General features: G+C 55.8%; 15 protein-coding genes. 5 read left to right on the plus strand and 10 right to left on the minus strand.

Annotated elements, in window-relative coordinates; translation table 11 throughout:
• Positions 1-6: 6 nt before the first annotated feature.
• The gene (gene tgt, locus QMQ05_RS02085) at positions 7-1,362 is read right to left on the minus strand and encodes a tRNA guanosine(34) transglycosylase Tgt (RefSeq protein WP_434063166.1); all 1,356 of its coding nucleotides are present in this window, start codon (positions 1,360-1,362) and stop codon (positions 7-9) included.
• Positions 1,363-1,482: 120 nt separating this feature from the next.
• On the opposite strand from tgt, the gene QMQ05_RS02090 reads away from it, so the two are divergent.
• Positions 1,483-2,529: an FUSC family protein gene (locus QMQ05_RS02090; RefSeq protein ID WP_345472606.1), complete on the plus strand. Its 1,047-nt coding sequence runs from the start codon at positions 1,483-1,485 to the stop codon at positions 2,527-2,529.
• A gap of 2 nt (positions 2,530-2,531) precedes the next feature.
• On the opposite strand, the gene QMQ05_RS02095 is transcribed toward QMQ05_RS02090, so the two are convergent.
• Positions 2,532-3,071, minus strand: coding sequence for an NUDIX hydrolase family protein (locus tag QMQ05_RS02095; protein ID WP_334121167.1), 540 nt, complete (start codon positions 3,069-3,071; stop codon positions 2,532-2,534).
• A 209-nt stretch (positions 3,072-3,280) separates the two neighbouring features.
• Here QMQ05_RS02095 and QMQ05_RS02100 point away from each other — a divergent pair, with 209 nt between their 5' ends.
• Positions 3,281-4,729 carry an MDR family MFS transporter gene (locus QMQ05_RS02100; protein WP_345472607.1) on the plus strand — a complete coding sequence of 483 codons (1,449 nt, stop codon included), beginning with the start codon at positions 3,281-3,283 and terminating at the stop codon, positions 4,727-4,729.
• A gap of 140 nt (positions 4,730-4,869) precedes the next feature.
• The gene (locus QMQ05_RS02105) at positions 4,870-5,646 is read left to right on the plus strand and encodes an SDR family NAD(P)-dependent oxidoreductase (protein WP_345472609.1); all 777 of its coding nucleotides are present in this window, start codon (positions 4,870-4,872) and stop codon (positions 5,644-5,646) included.
• 81 nt (positions 5,647-5,727) lie between these two features.
• Here QMQ05_RS02105 and QMQ05_RS02110 read toward each other — a convergent pair whose 3' ends face one another.
• From QMQ05_RS02110 to QMQ05_RS02120, 3 genes are read right to left on the minus strand one after another with little or no spacing between them, the layout of a single operon-like run.
• Complete coding sequence (locus tag QMQ05_RS02110) at positions 5,728-6,741, minus strand: pseudouridine synthase (protein ID WP_345474600.1); 1,014 nt, start codon at positions 6,739-6,741, stop codon at positions 5,728-5,730.
• 38 nt (positions 6,742-6,779) lie between these two features.
• Positions 6,780-7,604: a DNA-formamidopyrimidine glycosylase family protein gene (locus QMQ05_RS02115; protein ID WP_345472611.1), complete on the minus strand. Its 825-nt coding sequence runs from the start codon at positions 7,602-7,604 to the stop codon at positions 6,780-6,782.
• Between the two features lie 25 nt (positions 7,605-7,629).
• Positions 7,630-12,294 carry an ATP-dependent helicase gene (locus QMQ05_RS02120; RefSeq protein WP_345472613.1) on the minus strand — a complete coding sequence of 1,555 codons (4,665 nt, stop codon included), beginning with the start codon at positions 12,292-12,294 and terminating at the stop codon, positions 7,630-7,632.
• A gap of 572 nt (positions 12,295-12,866) precedes the next feature.
• On the opposite strand from QMQ05_RS02120, the gene QMQ05_RS02125 reads away from it, so the two are divergent.
• Positions 12,867-13,394 carry a GNAT family N-acetyltransferase gene (locus QMQ05_RS02125; RefSeq protein ID WP_345472615.1) on the plus strand — a complete coding sequence of 176 codons (528 nt, stop codon included), beginning with the start codon at positions 12,867-12,869 and terminating at the stop codon, positions 13,392-13,394.
• A 564-nt stretch (positions 13,395-13,958) separates the two neighbouring features.
• Here the strand turns inward: QMQ05_RS02125 and QMQ05_RS02130 are convergent.
• The 3 genes from QMQ05_RS02130 to QMQ05_RS02140 form a co-directional block, all read right to left on the minus strand.
• Positions 13,959-14,261 (minus strand): transcriptional regulator, encoded by a 303-nt coding sequence (locus QMQ05_RS02130; RefSeq protein ID WP_345472617.1) that lies wholly within the window; start codon positions 14,259-14,261, stop codon positions 13,959-13,961.
• Complete coding sequence (locus QMQ05_RS02135; RefSeq protein WP_345472620.1) at positions 14,245-14,718, minus strand: hypothetical protein; 474 nt, start codon at positions 14,716-14,718, stop codon at positions 14,245-14,247. The genes QMQ05_RS02130 and QMQ05_RS02135 overlap by 17 nt, the downstream gene beginning before the upstream one ends.
• A gap of 61 nt (positions 14,719-14,779) precedes the next feature.
• Positions 14,780-15,238 (minus strand): 23S rRNA (pseudouridine(1915)-N(3))-methyltransferase RlmH, encoded by a 459-nt coding sequence (locus tag QMQ05_RS02140; RefSeq protein ID WP_345472622.1) that lies wholly within the window; start codon positions 15,236-15,238, stop codon positions 14,780-14,782.
• A gap of 63 nt (positions 15,239-15,301) precedes the next feature.
• Between QMQ05_RS02140 and QMQ05_RS02145 the strand changes: the two genes are divergently transcribed.
• Positions 15,302-16,015 carry a phosphatase PAP2 family protein gene (locus QMQ05_RS02145; protein WP_345472624.1) on the plus strand — a complete coding sequence of 238 codons (714 nt, stop codon included), beginning with the start codon at positions 15,302-15,304 and terminating at the stop codon, positions 16,013-16,015.
• On the opposite strand, the gene QMQ05_RS02150 is transcribed toward QMQ05_RS02145, so the two are convergent.
• Complete coding sequence (locus tag QMQ05_RS02150; RefSeq protein WP_345472626.1) at positions 15,984-16,955, minus strand: D-2-hydroxyacid dehydrogenase family protein; 972 nt, start codon at positions 16,953-16,955, stop codon at positions 15,984-15,986. The genes QMQ05_RS02145 and QMQ05_RS02150 overlap by 32 nt on opposite strands.
• A gap of 126 nt (positions 16,956-17,081) precedes the next feature.
• Entirely contained in the window at positions 17,082-18,941 is a 1,860-nt protein-coding gene (locus QMQ05_RS02155; protein ID WP_345472627.1) for a calcineurin-like phosphoesterase family protein, read from the minus strand.
• Positions 18,942-19,090 lie beyond the last annotated feature (149 nt).

Raw genomic sequence — 19,090 nt, forward strand, 5'->3', positions numbered from 1 at the left:
CGCGGACTATTTTGCCGCTGGCTGTCCCTGTGGATCGGGCTTGCCAGCATAGTAGCTAGCAAGAACCTGATCCTTGAGCTCGAAGAATGTGCCGTCTTCCAGCGCTTGGCGTACAGACTCAACCAACCCCACGGTGAAGTGTTCGTTGTGAATGGAAATCAAGGTGTGGCTCAGTAGCTCCTTGCCCTTGTACAAGTGGTGAATGTACGCACGGGTGAAGTTCTGGCAGGTGTAGCAATCGCAGCCCTCAACCAGTGGGGTGAAATCTCGCTTGTAGCGGGCACCGGAAAGGTTGAATCGTCCCCACGGGGTGTAGAAGGCAGAGTTGCGGGCAACACGAGTAGGCGAGACACAGTCAAAGGTGTCTGCGCCGTTCTCAATGGCCGTAAAAATGTCATCTGGCTCGGAGATGCCCAACAGGTGGCGAGGCTTGTTCTCGGGTAGTTCCTCTGCGCACCAACCAACGATGGTTCCGAGGTTTTCCTTTTCCAGAGCGCCACCGATACCAAAACCGTCAAAGGCCATGGCCCCAAGATCCTGGCACGCTTTGCGACGAAGATCTTCGTACTGCGCCCCCTGAATCACGCCGAACAGCGCCTGGTAATCTTTGCCTTCACGTGAATCGGTGAGGGAGAAGTGCTCGGCGATGCAACGTTCGGCCCAACGCCGAGTGCGCTCCAAAGATTCAACCTGGTAACCGCGCGAGTTCTGCAAGGTGGTCAGCTCATCAAAGGCGAACATGATGTCCGCGCCGATTTGGTGCTGCACTCCCATGGAAATCTCTGGCGAGAAACGATGTTTGGTGCCATCAAGATGCGACTTGAACCAAACGCCGTCTTCATCCACGTTGGCCAGGCGCTCCTTTCCAGGGGCCACCGCGTCATCCGGACCTGACTGGTCTACGGACTTCATATCAATGACCTTCTTGAAACCTGATCCCAAGGACATGACCTGAAATCCACCGGAGTCGGTGAAGGTTGGACCATGCCAGCCCATGAACTTGCCCAGTCCGCCGGCCTCGTCGAGGATGTCCGCGCCCGGCTGCAAGTACAGGTGATACGCGTTAGACAGCACTGCTTGGGCCCCGAGTTCTTCAACCTGGGCCGGGGTGACTGCCTTCACCGTTGCTTTGGTGCCTACGGCGATAAACGCTGGAGTCTTGATTTCGCCATGTGGCGTACGGATGACACCGGTACGGCCCAACATCGGGGAACCATCCGGTGCGGTAAGTCGAGTTCCGACTTCAAATCCGAATTCTTCCTGGCGGGCATGCGGGGCGCTGGGGTCAAAGTTCTTTTCGGGCACGTACCAAGTGTGCCGTATTAACGCTCCCGAGGAAAACGACAAAGCCAATATGCCCATAAACCTAGCCCCTCACAAGGCAATGAGCGAATAATGAGAGGTACGTGTTGTGTCCAACGCGACGGAAGGAAATTGTGGGCCTGGAGAAACTGAAGGAATCAACCAAAGCACTCATCACTCTTGGGCCCTGCCCGCAAGGACCATTGGATCGGGCTTCGCACCGGTATCGGTATTTTTGCACCCCTGATTATTCTGTTCGCCATCGACCGACTCGACCTGGTGGTCTTCGCGGTCTTCGGGGCCTTCACCGGGGTTTACGGCCGAGTGGACGGCTACTGGAACCGCTTGCGGATGCAGGTGCGATCAGGGCTCTTATTCTTCGTTGTAATCGCGGTGGCCCTCGCAGCCTCGTATTGGTGGGTTGACCACGATAATCCAGAAGTCATGCAATGGCAGATTGTTGGTGCCACTACGTTGGTTGCCGGTATCTGCTCGGTGCTCGTCGGCTTTATGCGATTGCGCCCCGGCGGCTCCCTATTCCACATCTTCGCCTTTGCCGCCATCGCTTCAATTCCGCATGCCGCACCGATGGGCGAAGCCCTGCTGGTCGCGGGGCTGACTATTGTGCTCGCCCTGATCATCGGTTCAGCAGGCGCCATCGGGCAGTGGGCCAACCTCTGGGAACGTACCGCCCTGCCACCGCTTTCGGATAACGTGCGCAAAGCGATCTGGTGGGAAGGGCTGTTTTATATTCTTTCCGCCGGGGTAGCCGGTATCCTCGCCAACACGTTGGGAAGCCAACTCTCAGCCGGACATAATTACTGGGCGATGGTGGCCGCGGTCGTGCCGTTGGTTGGCCACACCACCAAACTGCGAATTCGTCGTGGTGTGCACCGTGTGCTCGGAACCTTGGTAGGCATGGTTCTGATGGCGTTGCTGATCTGGCTCAACCCACAGGTGTGGGTTCTCTTGGCCGTCATCGCCGTGTGTCAGTTCTTGGCTGAGATGTTGGTGATGCGAAATTACTTCTTGGCGCAGATCTTCATTACACCGATGGCACTGGTGGGAGTTTCCCTTGTCACCGGGCTCAGCGGCACAGTGATGTATGACCGTGTGGTTGAAACACTGATCGGTTGTGCTGTGGGTATGCTCGGCGTGCTCTTGGGAAGCTGGTTCGGTTCGTTTCTTAAACGCCGACAGGATCCTGTTCCCAAGAGCGAAAGCTGAGCCTAGATATTCACTCCGACATGAGCCAAAGCTTGCCTGAGAATGTTTTCTCGTCCGCCGGCAAACTCGCCCTGAATATCCGAGCTTAATGCTTCGGCGGGGGAGAGCCAGGTCAACTCCAGTGCATCTTGGCGAGGAGTGGACTCACCACGGACCGGAACGATGTAGCACATCGACACGGCGTGCTGACGGTCATCGGTCAATCCGGTTTCGCTGGGTGCTGGGAAGTATTCAGCGACGGTGAACGGAACCGGGGAAGCTGGAAGCTGGGGCAAAACCATGGTGCCCAAGTCCTTTTCGATGTGGCGAATCAACGCCGCACGAATGGTTTCGCGGTACATGACTCGACCGGAAACGAAGGTGCGCAGCATGCGACCATCATTGTCACCGGTGAGCAGTAGTCCAACTTCATTCACATAGCCCAGTGGGTCGAGGCGAACCGGGATCGCTTCGACATAGAGCATCGGCAGGCGCTGACGAGCCTCGTAGAGATCTTCTTCTGAAAGCCAACCGGGGTAAGGATCTGGCGTGCGCACGTTCATGGTTCTATCTTGGTACACAAAACCTGTTCAAGCCATGAAGCTGTGTCTGTGTTGCGGAACTCACCATCTGGTTATTCTCCGGCTCTAGTGCCGTTGAACTTCTCTCGATATTATTGATTGAGATCTCCCAATCTCTCTGCTGTGCGCTGACCGCGGGCATCGGAAACACTTTCCCCTTTTTCAATTACTCGTGGAAGCAGAATCCTGCCGTGACGAACGCTCCAGAACGACTGAGCAAAAAGAACTTCACCACGATTGCGGTGCTGATTGTCTCCAGCTTCGTAGTCATCTTGAACGAGACCATTATGAACGTGGCACTGCCCGTTCTGATGCATGAATTTAACGTCACCCCAGATGCCATTCAATGGCTGTCTACGATTTTCATGCTGACCATGGCAGTGGTCATTCCGATGACCGGTTTCCTGCTGCAACGACTAAGCGTGCGACACGTCTTCGTGCTGGCCATCGGCCTGTTCACGCTGGGCACCATCCTGGCTGCAGCGGCCCCAGGGCTGACTGTGCTGCTTATTGCACGTGTGATTCAGGCCTGCGGTACCGCCATCATGATGCCACTGCTGATGACCACCATCTTGCACCTAGTTCCTGCCGAACGTCGTGGTGTGCTGATGGGTAACGTGTCCATCGTGATCTCGGTGGCGCCAGCCATTGGCCCAACGCTGTCAGGTCTGATCCTGCAGTACCTTTCCTGGCGCTTCATGTTCATCGTGATCATCCCGATCGCGATCGCAGCGCTGATTATTGGTACCCCGCGCTTGTCCACTGAAGTTGACGGTGCTTCCACTCCGCTGTCGCTCACCTCGGTCATTCTGGCCATCCCAGGCTTTGGTGGGTTGGTCTTCGGCCTGAGCCGCCTTTCCGTTGGGGTTACCCCGATCAACATCGGCATCCTCGTAGTTGCCCTGTTGTGCTTGGCAGCCTTCGTCTTCCTGCAGTTGCAATTGCAGAAGGAAGACAAAGCCCTCTTGGACCTGCGCCCACTGAACTTCAAAGACTTCACGCTCTCGCTGATTCTGATGATGTTCGCGATGATTTCCCTCTTCGGTGTCATCATCTTGCTGCCAATGTTCTTCACCAACGTGTTGGGCATTGAAACCCTGACCACCGGTTTGATCATGCTGCCCGGCGGTTTGTTGATGGGTGTTTTGGCTCCGATGGTGGGTAAGTTGTATGACCGCTTGGGTGCCCGTCCGCTGATTGTTCCGGGCGCCTTGATCCTGCTGGCCTCGTTGCTTGGTTATGCACTGATCCTGAACGAGAACACCCCGATTTGGTTGCTGGTTGTACTGCACCTGGTGATGAGCTTGGGATTGGCGTTTATCTTCACCCCGGCGTTCACCACCGCATTGAACCCATTGCCACATCACCTGCACTCGCACGGTTCGGCGCTACTTTCTACCTTGCAGCAGTTGGCCGGAGCCATGGGCACCGCACTGCTGGTGGGTGTCGTTGCAGCGACCACGACGGCGAAGTTGGCTTCCGGGAATGACCAGTTGACCGCCACCGTTCAAGGATTCCAGCCGGGCTTCCTGATCGGCGCTGGCTGCTCGGTCGGCATTGTCATCATTGGGTTCTTGCTAGGTGGCAAGAAGGAACCAGTCAGTCTTGACGCTGAACCTGCTTCGGCTGGAAATCACTGATAGATCCTAAACTCAAAAATGCTGGATGCTCCTGCGGGAGTATCCAGCTTTTTTGTCTTCGGAATGTTGTTGGGTTCTTTTGCAGTGTTGGGCTCGGCAGTAGGCTGGCTGATAAGTGTACTGACTACAAAGGGGTAAGCATGCAGTTGCAGGATTCGGTTGCGCTGGTCACCGGGGGACTTTCGGGCTTGGGTCGGGCTACCGCCCAGAAACTCTCTACCTCCGCGAAACATGTTCTTGTGGTGGATCTTCCACGCGAAGACGGTGATGAAATCGCAGCGCAGATCGGCTCGAACGTCCGTTACGCTCCGGCTGATGTGACCGATCCACAGCAGGTAGCCACTGCCATTGAGCGTTGCAAAGAACTCGGTGTTCTGCGTGTGGTGGTTAATTGTGCTGGCGTGGCTACCCCGGGCAAGGTGCTGGGTCGTGATGGAGTTTTGCCCCTGGAGCGTTTCTCCAAGGTGCTGGAGATCAACGTGAACGGTACTTTCAACGTGCTGCGTCTAGCTGCCGAATCCATGGTGCATAGCGAAGCGCTCACCGATGCTAACGGCACCACCGAACGTGGCGTCATCGTAAATACCGCCTCGGTCGCGGCGTTCGACGGGCAGATCGGACAGCCTGCTTATGCTGCCTCGAAGGGGGCCGTGGCAGCAATGACGCTACCGCTGGCCCGCGAACTAGCGAGCCACCAGATCAGGGTGATGACCATTGCGCCGGGCATTTTCCACACACCAATGATGGATTCCTTGCCACAAGCTGCCCAAGATTCCTTGGGCGCGCAGGTGCCACACCCTTCACGGTTGGGGCGTCCGGAAGAATACGCGGCACTGGTGGAACATATCGTGGCTAATCCGATGCTCAACGGTGAGACTATTCGTTTGGATGGGGCCATCCGCATGGCACCACGCTAGAGATCGTTGGGCATGAACAGTAAATTGATCGATGTGGTCGATTCACTGCTTAGGCGCTTTAACGTACTGAAGAAGTATCGCCTAGCCGACCGGGGCCTCAGCCAACTGTTGTTTTGAGCTGAAGCTTCGGTCGATTCCAGTCAGCGGATCCGTAAAGGAAATCGTGTGAGCCAGCAGCTGAAGTGGGCGCTGGTAATCGTCTGGAGCTAAATCCCATAAACGTGGGTAAAACGCGTCATTGATGATTCCCAAACCCAGCGAGGCTAGATGAACGCGCAGCTGGTGGGTCTTGCCTGAATGCGGTTTTAGATCCATCAATGCAACTTTCAGCCCTGAATGGTGGCCAGAGCTGTGGCCCACCGCTTCAACGTCAATGAAGGTCTTGGCGTTTGGTTCGCCTTCTTCGACGATGGAACGCAATTGGCCTTTGACCTTAGACATGCGATTCTCAAAAGTCATTGGCATTTGGTCAAGAAGATCGGAGAGTTGATCCTCGTTCTTGACCAGCGAGTGTTCGCCGTTGGGCTGGAGTACCCGCCCGGTTTCTAGTCCCGGACCCTGTTGTAGTGCAACGACAGCTTTGTATCGTTTGCTGATTTCCCGGCGTTCAAAAAGCATTTGATAAGCGCCGCGAGTTTCAGGGTTGACCGCAAAAAGAATCACGCCTGCGGTGGCACGGTCTAACCGGTGCATCGGTACAAGATCATCGATTCCTGTCTGGTTGCGTAGGCGCACCAGGGCAGATTCTTGGATGAAACGTCCACCGGGAGTGGTGGGCAGGAAATGTGGCTTATCAACTACTAGTAGGTGTTCATCTTGATGCAGAATGGTGGCTTCAAAAGGAATCGGAGTTTCCACTGGCAATGAGCGGTAGTACCAGATGAACTCGTGTTCCCCCATACGGGTTTGCCGGTCCAGTGGTACACCGCCGAGCCCGACAATTTCTTGTTGGTCGAAGCGTCGCAGGATACCTTCGGGATCCACATGGCCAAAGCGTTCCAGCAGATAATCGGCCACGGTGGCCCATCCGCCGTCTTGGGGAAGACGCAAACGGGTTGCATTAACTCCGTTACGAACGGGGAGTGGGGATTCCATAGCCATAGAGGCTATTCTTTCATCTTTGCCTAGGGAATTCAGCGCGCAGGTTGGCAGTGAGAGCACCAAAAGCAGTCACGTTCGGCACCTTCGGCGGTGGACGGAATTTTTAGTACCCCGATGGGTGTACCGCAACGAAGGCAGGGCTTGCCCGCACGTCCATAAACCCACAGTGGTTCTCGGGTGCGTTCTTGCCCGGTGGTGACACGACGTGCTCGGTCCTTATTAACATTCAGCAGGCGATGAGCTATCTGCACGACGGCAGGAAGATCGGCGATCTCTCCGATTTTCGTCAGTGGGTGTATACGTCTAAGGAACAGGATCTCGCAACGATACACATTGCCGATTCCTGCCATGATCCGTTGATCCAAGAGGGCTTGTCCGATGCCTTGGCGAGGAGTGCGGCGCAGGTTTTCTAGGGCCAGTTCAGGATCCCAATGTGCACTGAGCAGATCAGGTCCCAAGTGTCCTACAAGCTCGGTCTCCTGTTCCGTAGGAACCAGACGTACCTGGGCAATGTCGAAACCCACGGCGGTCACGGTGGAAGTTTTGAGCACGACTCTTGCGGTGTGTGCCGGCCGATTCCAGCGCTCGCCGGGCGCATATAGGTCCCAGCGGCCTTCCATCAGCAGATGTGAGTGCAAGGTGAGTGGTTTGGTAGAAAATTCTCCAGTCGCATCGACTGGCGGTTGTAGCCGCATCAATAGATGCTTCCCGACGGGAACAACTTCGTGCACAACATAATTCGTGAGGTCTGTTGTCGCTAGGGACGGAACTCTGAAGTCCGAAGACAACAGGATTTCTCCGGCCAAGGCTCGGTGAAGCCCGGCGGTGGCACGATAGACGGAATCACCTTCGGGCATGAGAATACTTCTTTCTGTTGGTTACTCAGCGTCGGAATCGAATGCCTTGCGGCGTTGAATAGAACCCGGCCGCCAATAGTGCTGAACCTACCGGGTGATCCAGGACCGGTTGACCGTCCACGGTGGCGATAGCTATTTTCTCCACGTTGGCCGTGCGCAGGGCTGAGACCAATTGTGTGGCAATCAGGTTCCACGACTCATCGGGCAACTGGGTGAAAGTGAGTACCGTGCGGCCGCCACGTTCCAGGTATAGGCATAACTGGCCGTCTAACAAGCCAACAATGGCGCCAGCTTTACGGCCGGGACGGTGCCCGGTTTGTGTGGCAGGCCAGCCTAGCGCTGCACCATAAGGATTCGCTGGGTCGGTCGAGGCGAGGACCGTGGCAACGGGTTGCCGTCGTGGATCCTCCATGAGCTGGTACCCACGTAAGCGGTCGATAGTAGTAGAGGTGGAGAACTGGGCTGCCCCTAGCTTTTCCACGAAATAGCCGCGTCGAGCATGTCCGGCTTCTTCCAGCTTGGATAGGACCCTGTACAACTGGCCGAAACCACCCGGTACCGCTTCGGCTGCGACCGACCCTCGGGTGAGCACACCATAACGTTCCAGCATGATTTCAGCGGTTGCATGCGCCGCAATGGTTGGATCTGTCACCGGCTGGGGGAGCAACGACCAGCGTGCCGATCCGCGGGGACCGCGCATCGGGGAGCCACCATGATCTTGGGCTAAACGAGACAGGCCCGAAAGTCGGTTGAGCCGTGCGGCGCGAGCCCGAGGGGCTGGTTTGGCGATCTTGTGGGCGGTACTTCCACCGGCTAAGTAACCGCGAATGGGCGCCAAGGTATCGGGCGAAATATATCCGGCCCAGAAAAGACGCCAACAGGATTCGGAAATATCGGAGGAACTCACCGGCTGCTGGTCTGGATGATGCAGACGCGCGGCTAATTCTTCGGCAAAGTAAGCCCCGGTGGATTCGAAGGTTTCAAGCACACGCAGGTCTAAGGCCTGCAGATCACCGGCGTTAGGCGCTGGCAGGGAGAGCGCTGCATGTTCTGCCGTGTGCAGTGACAGCCAGCCATCCTTGCCACCTGTGGCACCCGCCCCACAGACCAACACATCTCCGGCACTGCACAGTTCATCGAGCCATGAGCTTTGGTACCCCACCAGTCGGGCGGGCAGAATAAATGATTCCAACGCTGACGCGGGAACTTCGGCGCCAGCTAGTTGAGCAACGATTTCATACACGCCATCGGCGCCATGCAGCGTTGAACCGACCTGTTGCCAGGCAGGAAGGAACCGCGCATAGGTGTTCTGATCTACCGGCTCTACTTCAGCCCGCAGGGCCGCCAACGATCTGGTGCGGATGGTGCGCAAGACTTGAACATCACAATATTCATCGCCACTGATGCCCTCAGGAACGATCTCCACCGGACGGAAAGCACCGACAGAAAGCCGGCCAGCTGCTACCAACTTGTCGAGTATTGGCCTGAGCACCGCAACGCCCAGCGACAGCTCTGCGGCAATTTCGGTGAGCGTAAACGGCGTATGCGTGCGGGCGAAGCGTGAGATCAGATCCTGGATGGGCTCAGTGGCCGGTTCTAAGAACGCGGCGGGAATCCCGGTGGGTAGCGGAGTGCCCAGCGCGTCGCGTAACTTGGCCGCATCTTCAATGGCTGCGTACGCCAAGGAACCACGATGCCGCAGGGTGAAAGCCCGTCGGGTGGCAACGAGGGACTCGGCGTGTGCCCGGGAGGTGGCAAGATCCAAAGGTGCGCTGTCATCGTTGGGGTCGCGTAAGCGAATCGCCAATGCTTCAACGCTCAGCGGACCCAAAAGGCGTAGCAAATCGGCCGCACCTTCCATGCCGGCCAAACGCCGGTTTTCTGCCCGGTACTGTAGCTGTTCCTGCATCCCGGTGATCACCTGTGGGTCTAGGATTTCCCGGACATCGTTGCGACCCAATAGTTCACCGAGCAAGACCGGGTCGAGGCTTAACGCGGCCGCGCGACGCTCGGCTAGAGGCGCGTCTGACTCATAGAGGAATTGCGCAACATAGCCAAAAAGTAGGGACTGGGCGAAGGGCGAGGGTAACTCGGTGGTGACTTCCACCAGTCGGATGGCGCGGGAAGAGACTTTGGAAAGAATGGAGGTCAGCGCTGGCAGATCATAGACATCGTTCAGGCACTCGCGCACGGTTTCAAGAATGATCGGGAAGTCAGGGTAATTGCGGGCAACATCCAGTAACTGACTGGCACGTTGACGTTGCTGCCACAACGGGGTGCGCTTGCTCGGATTGATCCGAGGCAGCAACAGCGCCCGGGCCGCACACTCACGGAAACGCGAAGCAAACAGCGCAGAATTTGCTACCTGCGAGGTGACTACATCAATGATTTCATCGGCTTCGAAGGCGAAAAGATCCGCTCCCGGCGCCTGCTCATCCATCGCGGGAATACGCAGTACGATCCCGTCATCGGCAGCCATCGCAGAGGCATCGAGGCCCCACCGTTCACGCACACGGGCGCCGACGGCTAACGCCCACGGGGCATGAACCGCAAGGCCGAAAGGTGAATGCAGGATCACTCGCCAATCGCCGAGCTCATCGTGGAATCTTTCGATGACGAAGTTCTGATGGTTGGGCACCTGGCCGGTGGCCCTCCGTTGTTCACCCAGGTAGTTCAGAAGATTATTCGCCGCGAAGTCATCTAGCCCGCCGGTATGTAGTACCTCGGACGCTTCGGCACGCTCACTGGCCAGCAGGCTGCTGGTGAACTCGCCGAGGGCTTCGCCAAGTTCCACCGGTCGGCCCAGACCATCGCCGTGCCAGAATGGCAGCTTTCCGGGTTGGCCAAAGGCTGGGGTGACCAGTACTCGGTCATGGGTGATGTCCTCGATGCGCCAGCTGGTCGCGCCCAGGGCAAAGACGTCGCCGACTCGCGACTCGTAGACCATCTCCTCATCGAGTTCACCCACGCGCTTAGGAGCCTTGTCATCTTCGGCCCCGGCGAGAAAGACACCAAAAAGACCACGGTCCGGGATGGTGCCTCCGGAAATCACCGCGAGTCGTTGCGCGCCGGGTCTGGCAGTCAGGGTCCCGGCGTCACGGTCCCAGATCAGTCGGGGTTTGAGGGTAGCGAATTCATCGGAAGGGTATTTGCCCGAGAGCATATCCAAGGTGGCCAGGTAGGCGCTGCGTGGAAGTTGTTGATAGGGCGCGGACCGGCGGACGGTCTCGAACCACTGCTCGACTTCCAAATCTTCCATGGCTACCGCGGCCAGGGTTTGTTGGGCCAACACATCTAGCGGGTTGGCTGGGATGACCATCTTTTCGATCCTGCCCGCGCGCATGCGCGTGACCACCAGGGCTGTGGAGAGTAAGTCGGCACGGTGCTTGGGGAAGAAGATGCCTTGGGAAACCGAGCCTACTTGGTGTCCGGCGCGGCCTACGCGTTGCAGTCCAGAAGAGACAGAGTTGGGGGATTCCACCTGAATGACGAGGTCTACTAAGCCCATGTCGATGCCTAGTTCCAGTGAACTAGTGGCCACCACGGCGCGCAGTTTGCCTAACTTTAGATCTTCCTCAATTTGGGCGCGAGCATCCTTAGAAACCGAGCCATGGTGGGCACGAGCCAGCAATGGTGCTTCTGGATGTGAAGCAGCAGTGGAACCGGCTTGAGCCATCAAAACTGCCGGAGTGGACGTGGAGGTATCCTCGGCGCTGAAGCCTTGTCTTTCAGCGTAGATCTCGTTGAGCCGTCCGGTGAGACGCTCAGCCAGTCGTCGGGAGTTGGCGAAGATAATCGTGGAATGGTTTTCCAATACCAAGTCCACCAGCTGGTTCTCCACATGTGGCCAGATGCTCGCCGATGCTGCGGGGGAGGACCCCGGTCCAAGATCGTGGGCGCCAGCAGCCGACGGCAAATCGGTCATGTCCTCGACAGGGACGCGCACCGCGAGTTCCCACTTCTTGGTGGATTCCGGGCGCACGATATTTACCGGTGCAGATCCTGCCAGGAACCGAGCGACTTCTTCGGGAGGCTCTACCGTGGCCGAGAGGCCAATGCGCTGGGCAGGGGTAGGCAGTAGCGTGTCGAGTCGTTCCAAGGATAGTGCCAGGTGGGTACCGCGTTTGGTATTGGCGATGGCGTGGACTTCATCGATGATTACCGTGTGCACTTGCGACAAGGTTTTCCGCGCCTGGCTGGTGAGCATCAGATACAGTGACTCGGGCGTAGTGATCAGGATTTCGGGCGGATCCTTGAGCAGTTTGCGCCGGTCATTGGCCGGAGTATCGCCCGAGCGGACACCCACCGAGACCGAAGGCTGGGACAAGCCCATTTCATGTGCGGTGGCACGGATTCCGGCTAGTGGGGAACGCAGATTGCGTTCAACGTCGACGCCCAGGGCTTTCAGCGGAGAAATGTAGAGTACCTTGGTGCCGTTGCCGGCCGGATGATCTGCATCGGATTCCAAGCCGGGCAACGCTGGAGCATCAAGTTCTGCGTGATGCAGTCGATCCAAAGCCCAGAGGAAGGCCGCCAAGGTTTTACCTGAGCCCGTTGGCGCAATGACCAGGGTATGCTTCCCGTCAGAGATGGATTCCCAGGCTCCGCTCTGCGCGACCGTGGGCGCAGAGAAGACATCGGTGAACCACTTACGGGTGGCCGCACCGAAGCGGGAAAGCACATCACTCATGGAATTGATACTACGTTCTACCCACGACAGTTCGGGAACGGCAATCAACAGACTTTGGAGGTTGCGATCGCTTTTGCATCGCTACGATGCATTTGGAACAGATCTCTCTAGTAAACCAAGCGAAACGATTCCACCGGATCTAGCCAAAGGATTTCTCCTGGTGCTAGACAGTTTATTAAATCCGTGAATTCATCCATGTGCCAAGAGTCTCCGCTTGAGAACTCGGTTGAAATATCATCGACTTCTGTTCCTTCCGCATCTACTAGACGTAGCTCGAAAGAGGACGGTTCGTGAAACTTTTCATCGGAGTAAACATAGATCAAAGTGCGAGTGTGCAACCATGAATCAGATAATGCGATTCCATAGAACTCTCGTCTACCGATCCTCAGGCTTTCCATTGTCGGACCCCAACCTTGTACTGGTACTCCCGCCGCGCGAGCATTCTGAACAACACGAAGTTGTTTACTAAGTCTTCTCGCAAGCAGCATGGCTAAAACTTTACGAGAGAATTCGCAGCCGTGACTAGGTGTGGATTCACTTGTTGTCTGCCGTTGCATGGAATACTTCGATGCATGAGGGAGACTGACTTGTTACACCTTGCGACTGCCGAAGCAGCCTCAGGCATCGTCGAACTTCGGGACTCGCTGGCACATTGGCAACAACAAAAACTAATACAACAATGGGTGCCTGGTGAATGGACGGTCGGTCAAGTCGCAGAACAGATTAGTCGCAATGAGTGGTGGATCCGTGAGGTAGACCGAAAGATCATCGCAACAGTTCGTATCGTTGTAACTGACCACCTGATTTGGCCGGAAGGTGACCCGCAGGCTGCCTACATCCACGGGCTAATGGTCGATCGTTCACATTCTGGTCAGGGCATTGGGAAAAGGGTTCTTGCATGGGCTGAGGGAGCTATCTATGCCAAGGGGTATTCAGTGTCTCGTCTCGATTGCGTTGCTTCAAACGTGCCGCTCTGTCAGTACTACGTGGGGCAGGGGTACTCGGAACGTGGAGTCGTGGAATTCGGACATGATTCCCATTGGTTCCCAGTGCGTCGATTTGAAAAGCGAGAGCTCAAGAAAAATTCAAGCGAGTTCTGAGCAAGGCTGGTTCTAGCGGTCGTTGCCACATCGACGAGGGATCAACTGAATAGTCGCATCGATGCTATTCGCTTGAAAGACCCACATAGAAGAACTGGAATTTAGACACATGGCGTCCATACGTATTTTACGTACTGGCCCTGCGCGCTACTTGTAGCACTTCGTAGAAAGTAATCGGCATGCAAAAAAGTCAACGTAAAGTATGGATGATCGTCACCGGCGCCTTACTCCTAGCGATCAGTATTGGGTTGTTTACTTGGTATAACACTGAAGTTCTTACGCCGGAAGAGGTTCAGAGGCTTGAATCTGGCGGAAGCGGGGGAGACACGGCCTTTGAGAGCTTCGCGGCCTCTGGGTCGCCACTGATTGCACTTGTTGGCATTGCAATCATAATTTTCGCGTTGAGAGCTGGGCGCAAACGAACCACCACCAGCCCCAGACCGTACCTTTAAAGCGGACAGTATTCCACTACAGAGTGCTTGGTCTGGAAATCTTTATCATCAGCCCGATATTGCTGTTGCTGTGTTTGAATTTCATGTTCATGTCGCGTGAACTGACGCATGCCTATTCGCCTGCAGTGATTTCACGAAGGGCAGCGACGTGGCCGACGTAGGCTCGACGCCCTGCTGTGGTTAGCGAAACCCGCACGTGGCTTCGGCCCAGCTTTGTGAAGCGTTCAATGTGAACGTAGCCGGCATCGCCAAGTTGCTTCAAGTGCTTGCTGAGTACCGAGTCCGCAACGCCTAGGTTCTGTTTAAGCTGGGCGAATTCCACCCACTCGACCGGGGCTAAGCTCGCGCAGATCCGTAACCGTATCGGCGCGTGGATCAACTCGTCGAATTGGGCGCTGTTATCGGATGTTGTCATTGCCGTCCTGGACGCGGGCCTTGTTGTAGACAGCCTGCATCTTGGTCACCAAAAACATCCCGCTGATAAAAGTAACGACTACTTTCGCGAGAATTTCTTCTAGATGGCTTGCTTCCCAGAACCCGAGGCAATTGATTAGCAGGATGCAGAGGAAAAAATATCCTGCATAGGAACCCGTCAGAAGGTTTGAGGCGTTGGATAGTGCGCGCGGTTTTGCGCGACCGCGTTGGGCCAGGACGTACCAAAGGATCAGCGGAAGGTACAGTAATGCCAGCCAATAAGCCTGAGGCGGATAAGCCTGAAACATGGTGAAAACAACCGCTGAGACTGCGACGACGCTGGTAAGCAATCCGCGCGGATTCCCAGAAACATCAACCATCTGTTGTGAATCTTGCTCGACAGATTGCAGCAGCTTGGCTGCCCGGTCTTGTTTCATTGAATCCTCTGTCGAAGCCATGGCACTCACTTTCCGTTAAGGAAAGTCTTGTCTTTCCATGATGGAAAGTCAATGATGTGGCCTACACGTGGTGGTACTTGCCTCCAGCCAAAATGTCCTGCGCGCGGTAGAGCTGTTCGGTCAAAATCAGGCGCACCAACTGGTGTGGGAAAACCAGTTTGGACAAGGACCACGTGAAATCTGCGCGAGCATGCACCGTGGCATCAACACCGTAGGCTCCACCAATAATGATCACAACATTCCGCGAAGAATCGATGGGGGAGCGTAGTGTGTTGGCCAATGCCGGAGAGTCAACATTCTTGCCACGCTCATCAAGCAACACCACAAAATCTCGATCATCAATCTTCGCCAAGATGCGTGCGGATTCCTCGGTGCGAGCGGCGTCATTCTCGCGTGATGAGTGGTTAAGTAACTGCCAGATGAGGTTAAAAGGCTTTTTGAGTCGCTTCTCGTAGCGGGAAATTCCTTCATCAACCCACGACTCATGTTTTTTGCCAACTGCCAGCACCTTAATTGTCATGCCTCCATTGTTCCGCATTCCTCAGTTAGATGCTTTGAATTAGGCACCGATACGATGGAGAGCATGAGAATTCCCAGACCGCTTCCGCAAGGCCAACGACCCAGCGGAGTGCAGGTGCTCTGGACGATCTTCGGCATCGTTGTCGCCATCTTCTATTTCACCCGTCGAGTACTGGTGTCATTGCACGCGGGGGGTTGGGCTACGGACCTTGACGCACCAACCTATCAGTGGGTCCTAAACCATCAGTCGCCGGTTCTCTTCGCAATCTCCGACTTCTTATTCTTTTGGGGATCAACACCTGGCATGAGCATCATCATGGTGCTGATTACCGGGCTGCTCAGTTGGAAGACTCGAAGTATTTGGCCAGCTATTGCTGTGGTCCTGACGGCTGTGGTTTCCGTCGGGCTCACCATCTTGCTCAAAGCTTCGCTTCAAGTGCATCGGCCGGAAGGTGTTCCTGGTGGACCAACGCCGCCACTGTCCTATTCGTTTCCCAGTGGTCACACACTGAATGCTGCAGCGTTGATTGGTATCTCCAGCTATCTGGCCATCATTTACGGGTTACGACGCTACGCTTACCTCATCGCCACCGTGGCAACGTTGTTTGTCCTCGCCATGGGCGCATCACGTATCTACATCGGGCACCATTGGGTCTCGGACGTGCTGGTCGGATTACTGATCGGTGCTGCGTGGGCCGCCGTAGTGGCAATCTTGCATTACTTCTTTGTCCCGCGGAGAACTCTTCCTAGCTCAACACCCGGATCGGTGAACCCTTAGCCCAAGCACGAATATCATCAACTGCGTCTTTATAGAAGATCGAGAACTGTTCGATGGTCACATAGCCAATATGCGGGGTGGCAATGACACCGCGAGTCTTGAGTAACTGATTCTTGGCAGGCAACGGTTCGACGTCAAAAACGTCAACGGCAGCCAAATACAGCAGTTCGTTTTCAAGAGCCGCAATGAGCGCATCGGTCTGCACAATCCGGCTGCGCGAGGTATTGACCAAAATGGACTCCGGGCGCATCCAGGCCAACTGTTTTGCACCAATGACACCGGTGCTACGCTCCGAGAGTTTCAGATGCACACTCACGATGTCGCTGGTGGCAAACAACTCAGCCTCGGACACCAACTCCACACCGACCTCGGTGGCCCGAGCCTTGGTGAGGTTCTGGCTGTAGGAAATAACTCGCATGCCGAAGGCCAAGCCAACCTTTGCCACCTTTGAACCCAAGTTACCCAGCCCGTAGACACCGAGGGTTTTTCCTGACAATCCTATGCCGAAACTCGACTGCCATGGTGTGCTCTCGGAACGTGGGTTCTCTGAAGAGAATAGTTCTACGTCCAACCGGCGGGCAGCGGCCAAGATCAAAGCCCACGTATGTTCCACCGCATCCGTGGCGATATAGCCGGTATGTGAGACCACAACACCGTGCGCGGCTGCGGCTTCTAGGTCGATAGAACCATTGCGTCGCCCGGTGGTGACTAACAGTTTCAACTGCGGTAACAATTCAAATCGGGATGCCGGGAATGGTGTGCGCTCGCGCATGGCCACGATGACGTCAAAGTCTTTGAGCACCGTGCAGACGGCCACATCATCATGTCCGAGGTGCTCGGTAAATACTGTTAGCTCAGCGTTGAGCTCAGTCGCCAGTCCTTCAAAATCTGCGAGGTCGGTGGCAACGTTCTGGTAGTCATCCAAAATGGCAATGCGCATGAGTTCATCCTAGGTGTTTCCACGTTCTAGCGACGCGTTTTTTACTTCGTTGATCACCATTGAGCATTTGTAGGACAAATGGGTGGCCGGAGCTCACAGCACCGGCCACCCATGACAGATTGAAAACTAGTTGGTGACTTCGAATTCAAGCTTGTCGGTGAAGGAACGACCATGAACATCGGTGGCCGTTACCTGCGCGGTGTGCGATCCGACTTTGAGGTTATTTGGCAATTCAAGACGCCACAGGTGACTGGTCTTTTCAGCCAACCCACCGCCATGAACGAACTGCTCAGCGATCGCAACTGGATCCGAATACGGGGCACCAGTCAGTGCAGTCTCACCGGTCAGTGATTGGGTGCGAACCGACTTGACCGGGGCTTTTCCATCAAGGGAAATCTTCACAGTGGACCCGGTGCTGCCCATCCAGAAGTTAGTGGTAACCCAAGTGTCTTTGGCCAAGTCAGCACGGCTCACCGACAGTGGGTTCTTCAAAGCTGGTACGGTGCCATATTCCTTGTCCACATTCTCTTCGTACCATGCACGGTACTTGGGAGTGTTCAGCCCTACGGCCATCTGCTTGTTGTCATCACCGCCGGTGGGGGTAAAGCGTTCGGTGATTTTTGAGTTCTTGATGTCCAAGGTCAGCACGCCTGGAGGAGTTCCGTCGCGCTGGATGGACGTCGGATAGCCGTTCTCGGTGACCCGTCCGTCGTACCACTGACCGGCAACCGCTGGAACCGTCAGGTGGGTGAATGGCAAGCCAGCTTCGCCAACCTCGTCCAGCCATCCCTTCATCAAGTCACCCTTACGAAGATTCTCGGACATGTGGGTATGACCGCCTAGGGAAACGACCTCGCGACCCTTGAGGATCTTATAGATATCCTTGACCTCTTTGGTGCTGTGTTCATCGTTGTAGAAGAATTCCAACAATGGGCTGTGGCCGGCCAGAACAATTGCCTTGTTCTTTGGAACCTTGGCAATGTCGGCTCGCAACCATTCAAGTTGCTGCTTGCCTAGCTGGTAGGTGTAATCGCTACGCTTGGCCGGAACCTTGGTGGGGTACTCGATGGTATTCAACGCAACCACGTGCGTCTTACCGGTGTCGTAAGAGTAGTACTCGGGACCAAGCTTGGCGCGGAAGGTAGCGAATTCGTGCACTCCATCGAGGGAATCGAAGTCGATATCGTGGTTTCCTGGGAGGAAACGGGCTGGGCCGTTGAGCATGGAGGTGAGTTCGCGGGTCTGGGCGAACACGGACAGGTCATTGCCGACAAGATCTCCGATGAATAGGGCGCCACAGCCGGTGTAGTCGGTGCGGGCTGCTAGGTCCGCGAAAGCACCCTTGCGGGCGTATTCGACTTCCTTCTGGTTATAGGTCTGTACGTCGGCGCCGATAGCGCAGCTTTGATCTGGCGACTGGGTAGCCGCGCTACGAACCATCGGGAAGTTTACTGCTTCAGGCAATTCCCCGGTTGGCGCAATGCCACCGTACTTCAACTTGGGTGAACCTTCTGGTAAGTGAATGTAGGAGAACTGTGCGACATTGTCATCATCGACTGGCACCTGGAAACCGCGTGGCTGGGTGACGAAAGCGGTCATATTCTCAAAGACGGGCAACTTGTAGCGTCCTTGGCCGTCGGTGGTCACTACATCGCGACTGTTGGAAACGGTGACGTTGGGCAGGCCTGGCTCGTTGGCGTCCTGCTTGGAGTTCTTATTGCTGTCTTCGAAGACAACTCCTTCAAGGGTTTTGTCTTTGGCAGCGACCTTTTCATCCTTGGCGCGAACAACTTGAACTGAGCCTCGGTAGGCTGAAGAGTTCCAGTCGGACGTGGTCTTAGCTACTGGCTCTGTAGCTGGTGTTGGATCGGGTGATGAATTGGCGGCTGTGAGACCTGCTGAAGCTGCAAGGACAACGAGCGTGCCTGCAGTGATGCGTAGTGGGGTGATTTGATTGGTTTTGCCGGGTCGAGCGAAGAATTTCACGTGCGTTCCTCCGGGGTGGTGACAATCTGCCGGCCCGTTGACCGGCCTTTGCCCACGCTGTCAATCTAAGGTGAATAACAGCCCATCCTCAGGTAATCTCGAATAATCGATTCTGTTAATACTTGCAAGGTGTCTTGGGCGTATTTAGA

Source organism: Glutamicibacter sp. B1, from assembly GCF_039602135.1.
Taxonomy (GTDB): Bacteria; Actinomycetota; Actinomycetes; order Actinomycetales; family Micrococcaceae; genus Glutamicibacter; species Glutamicibacter ectropisis.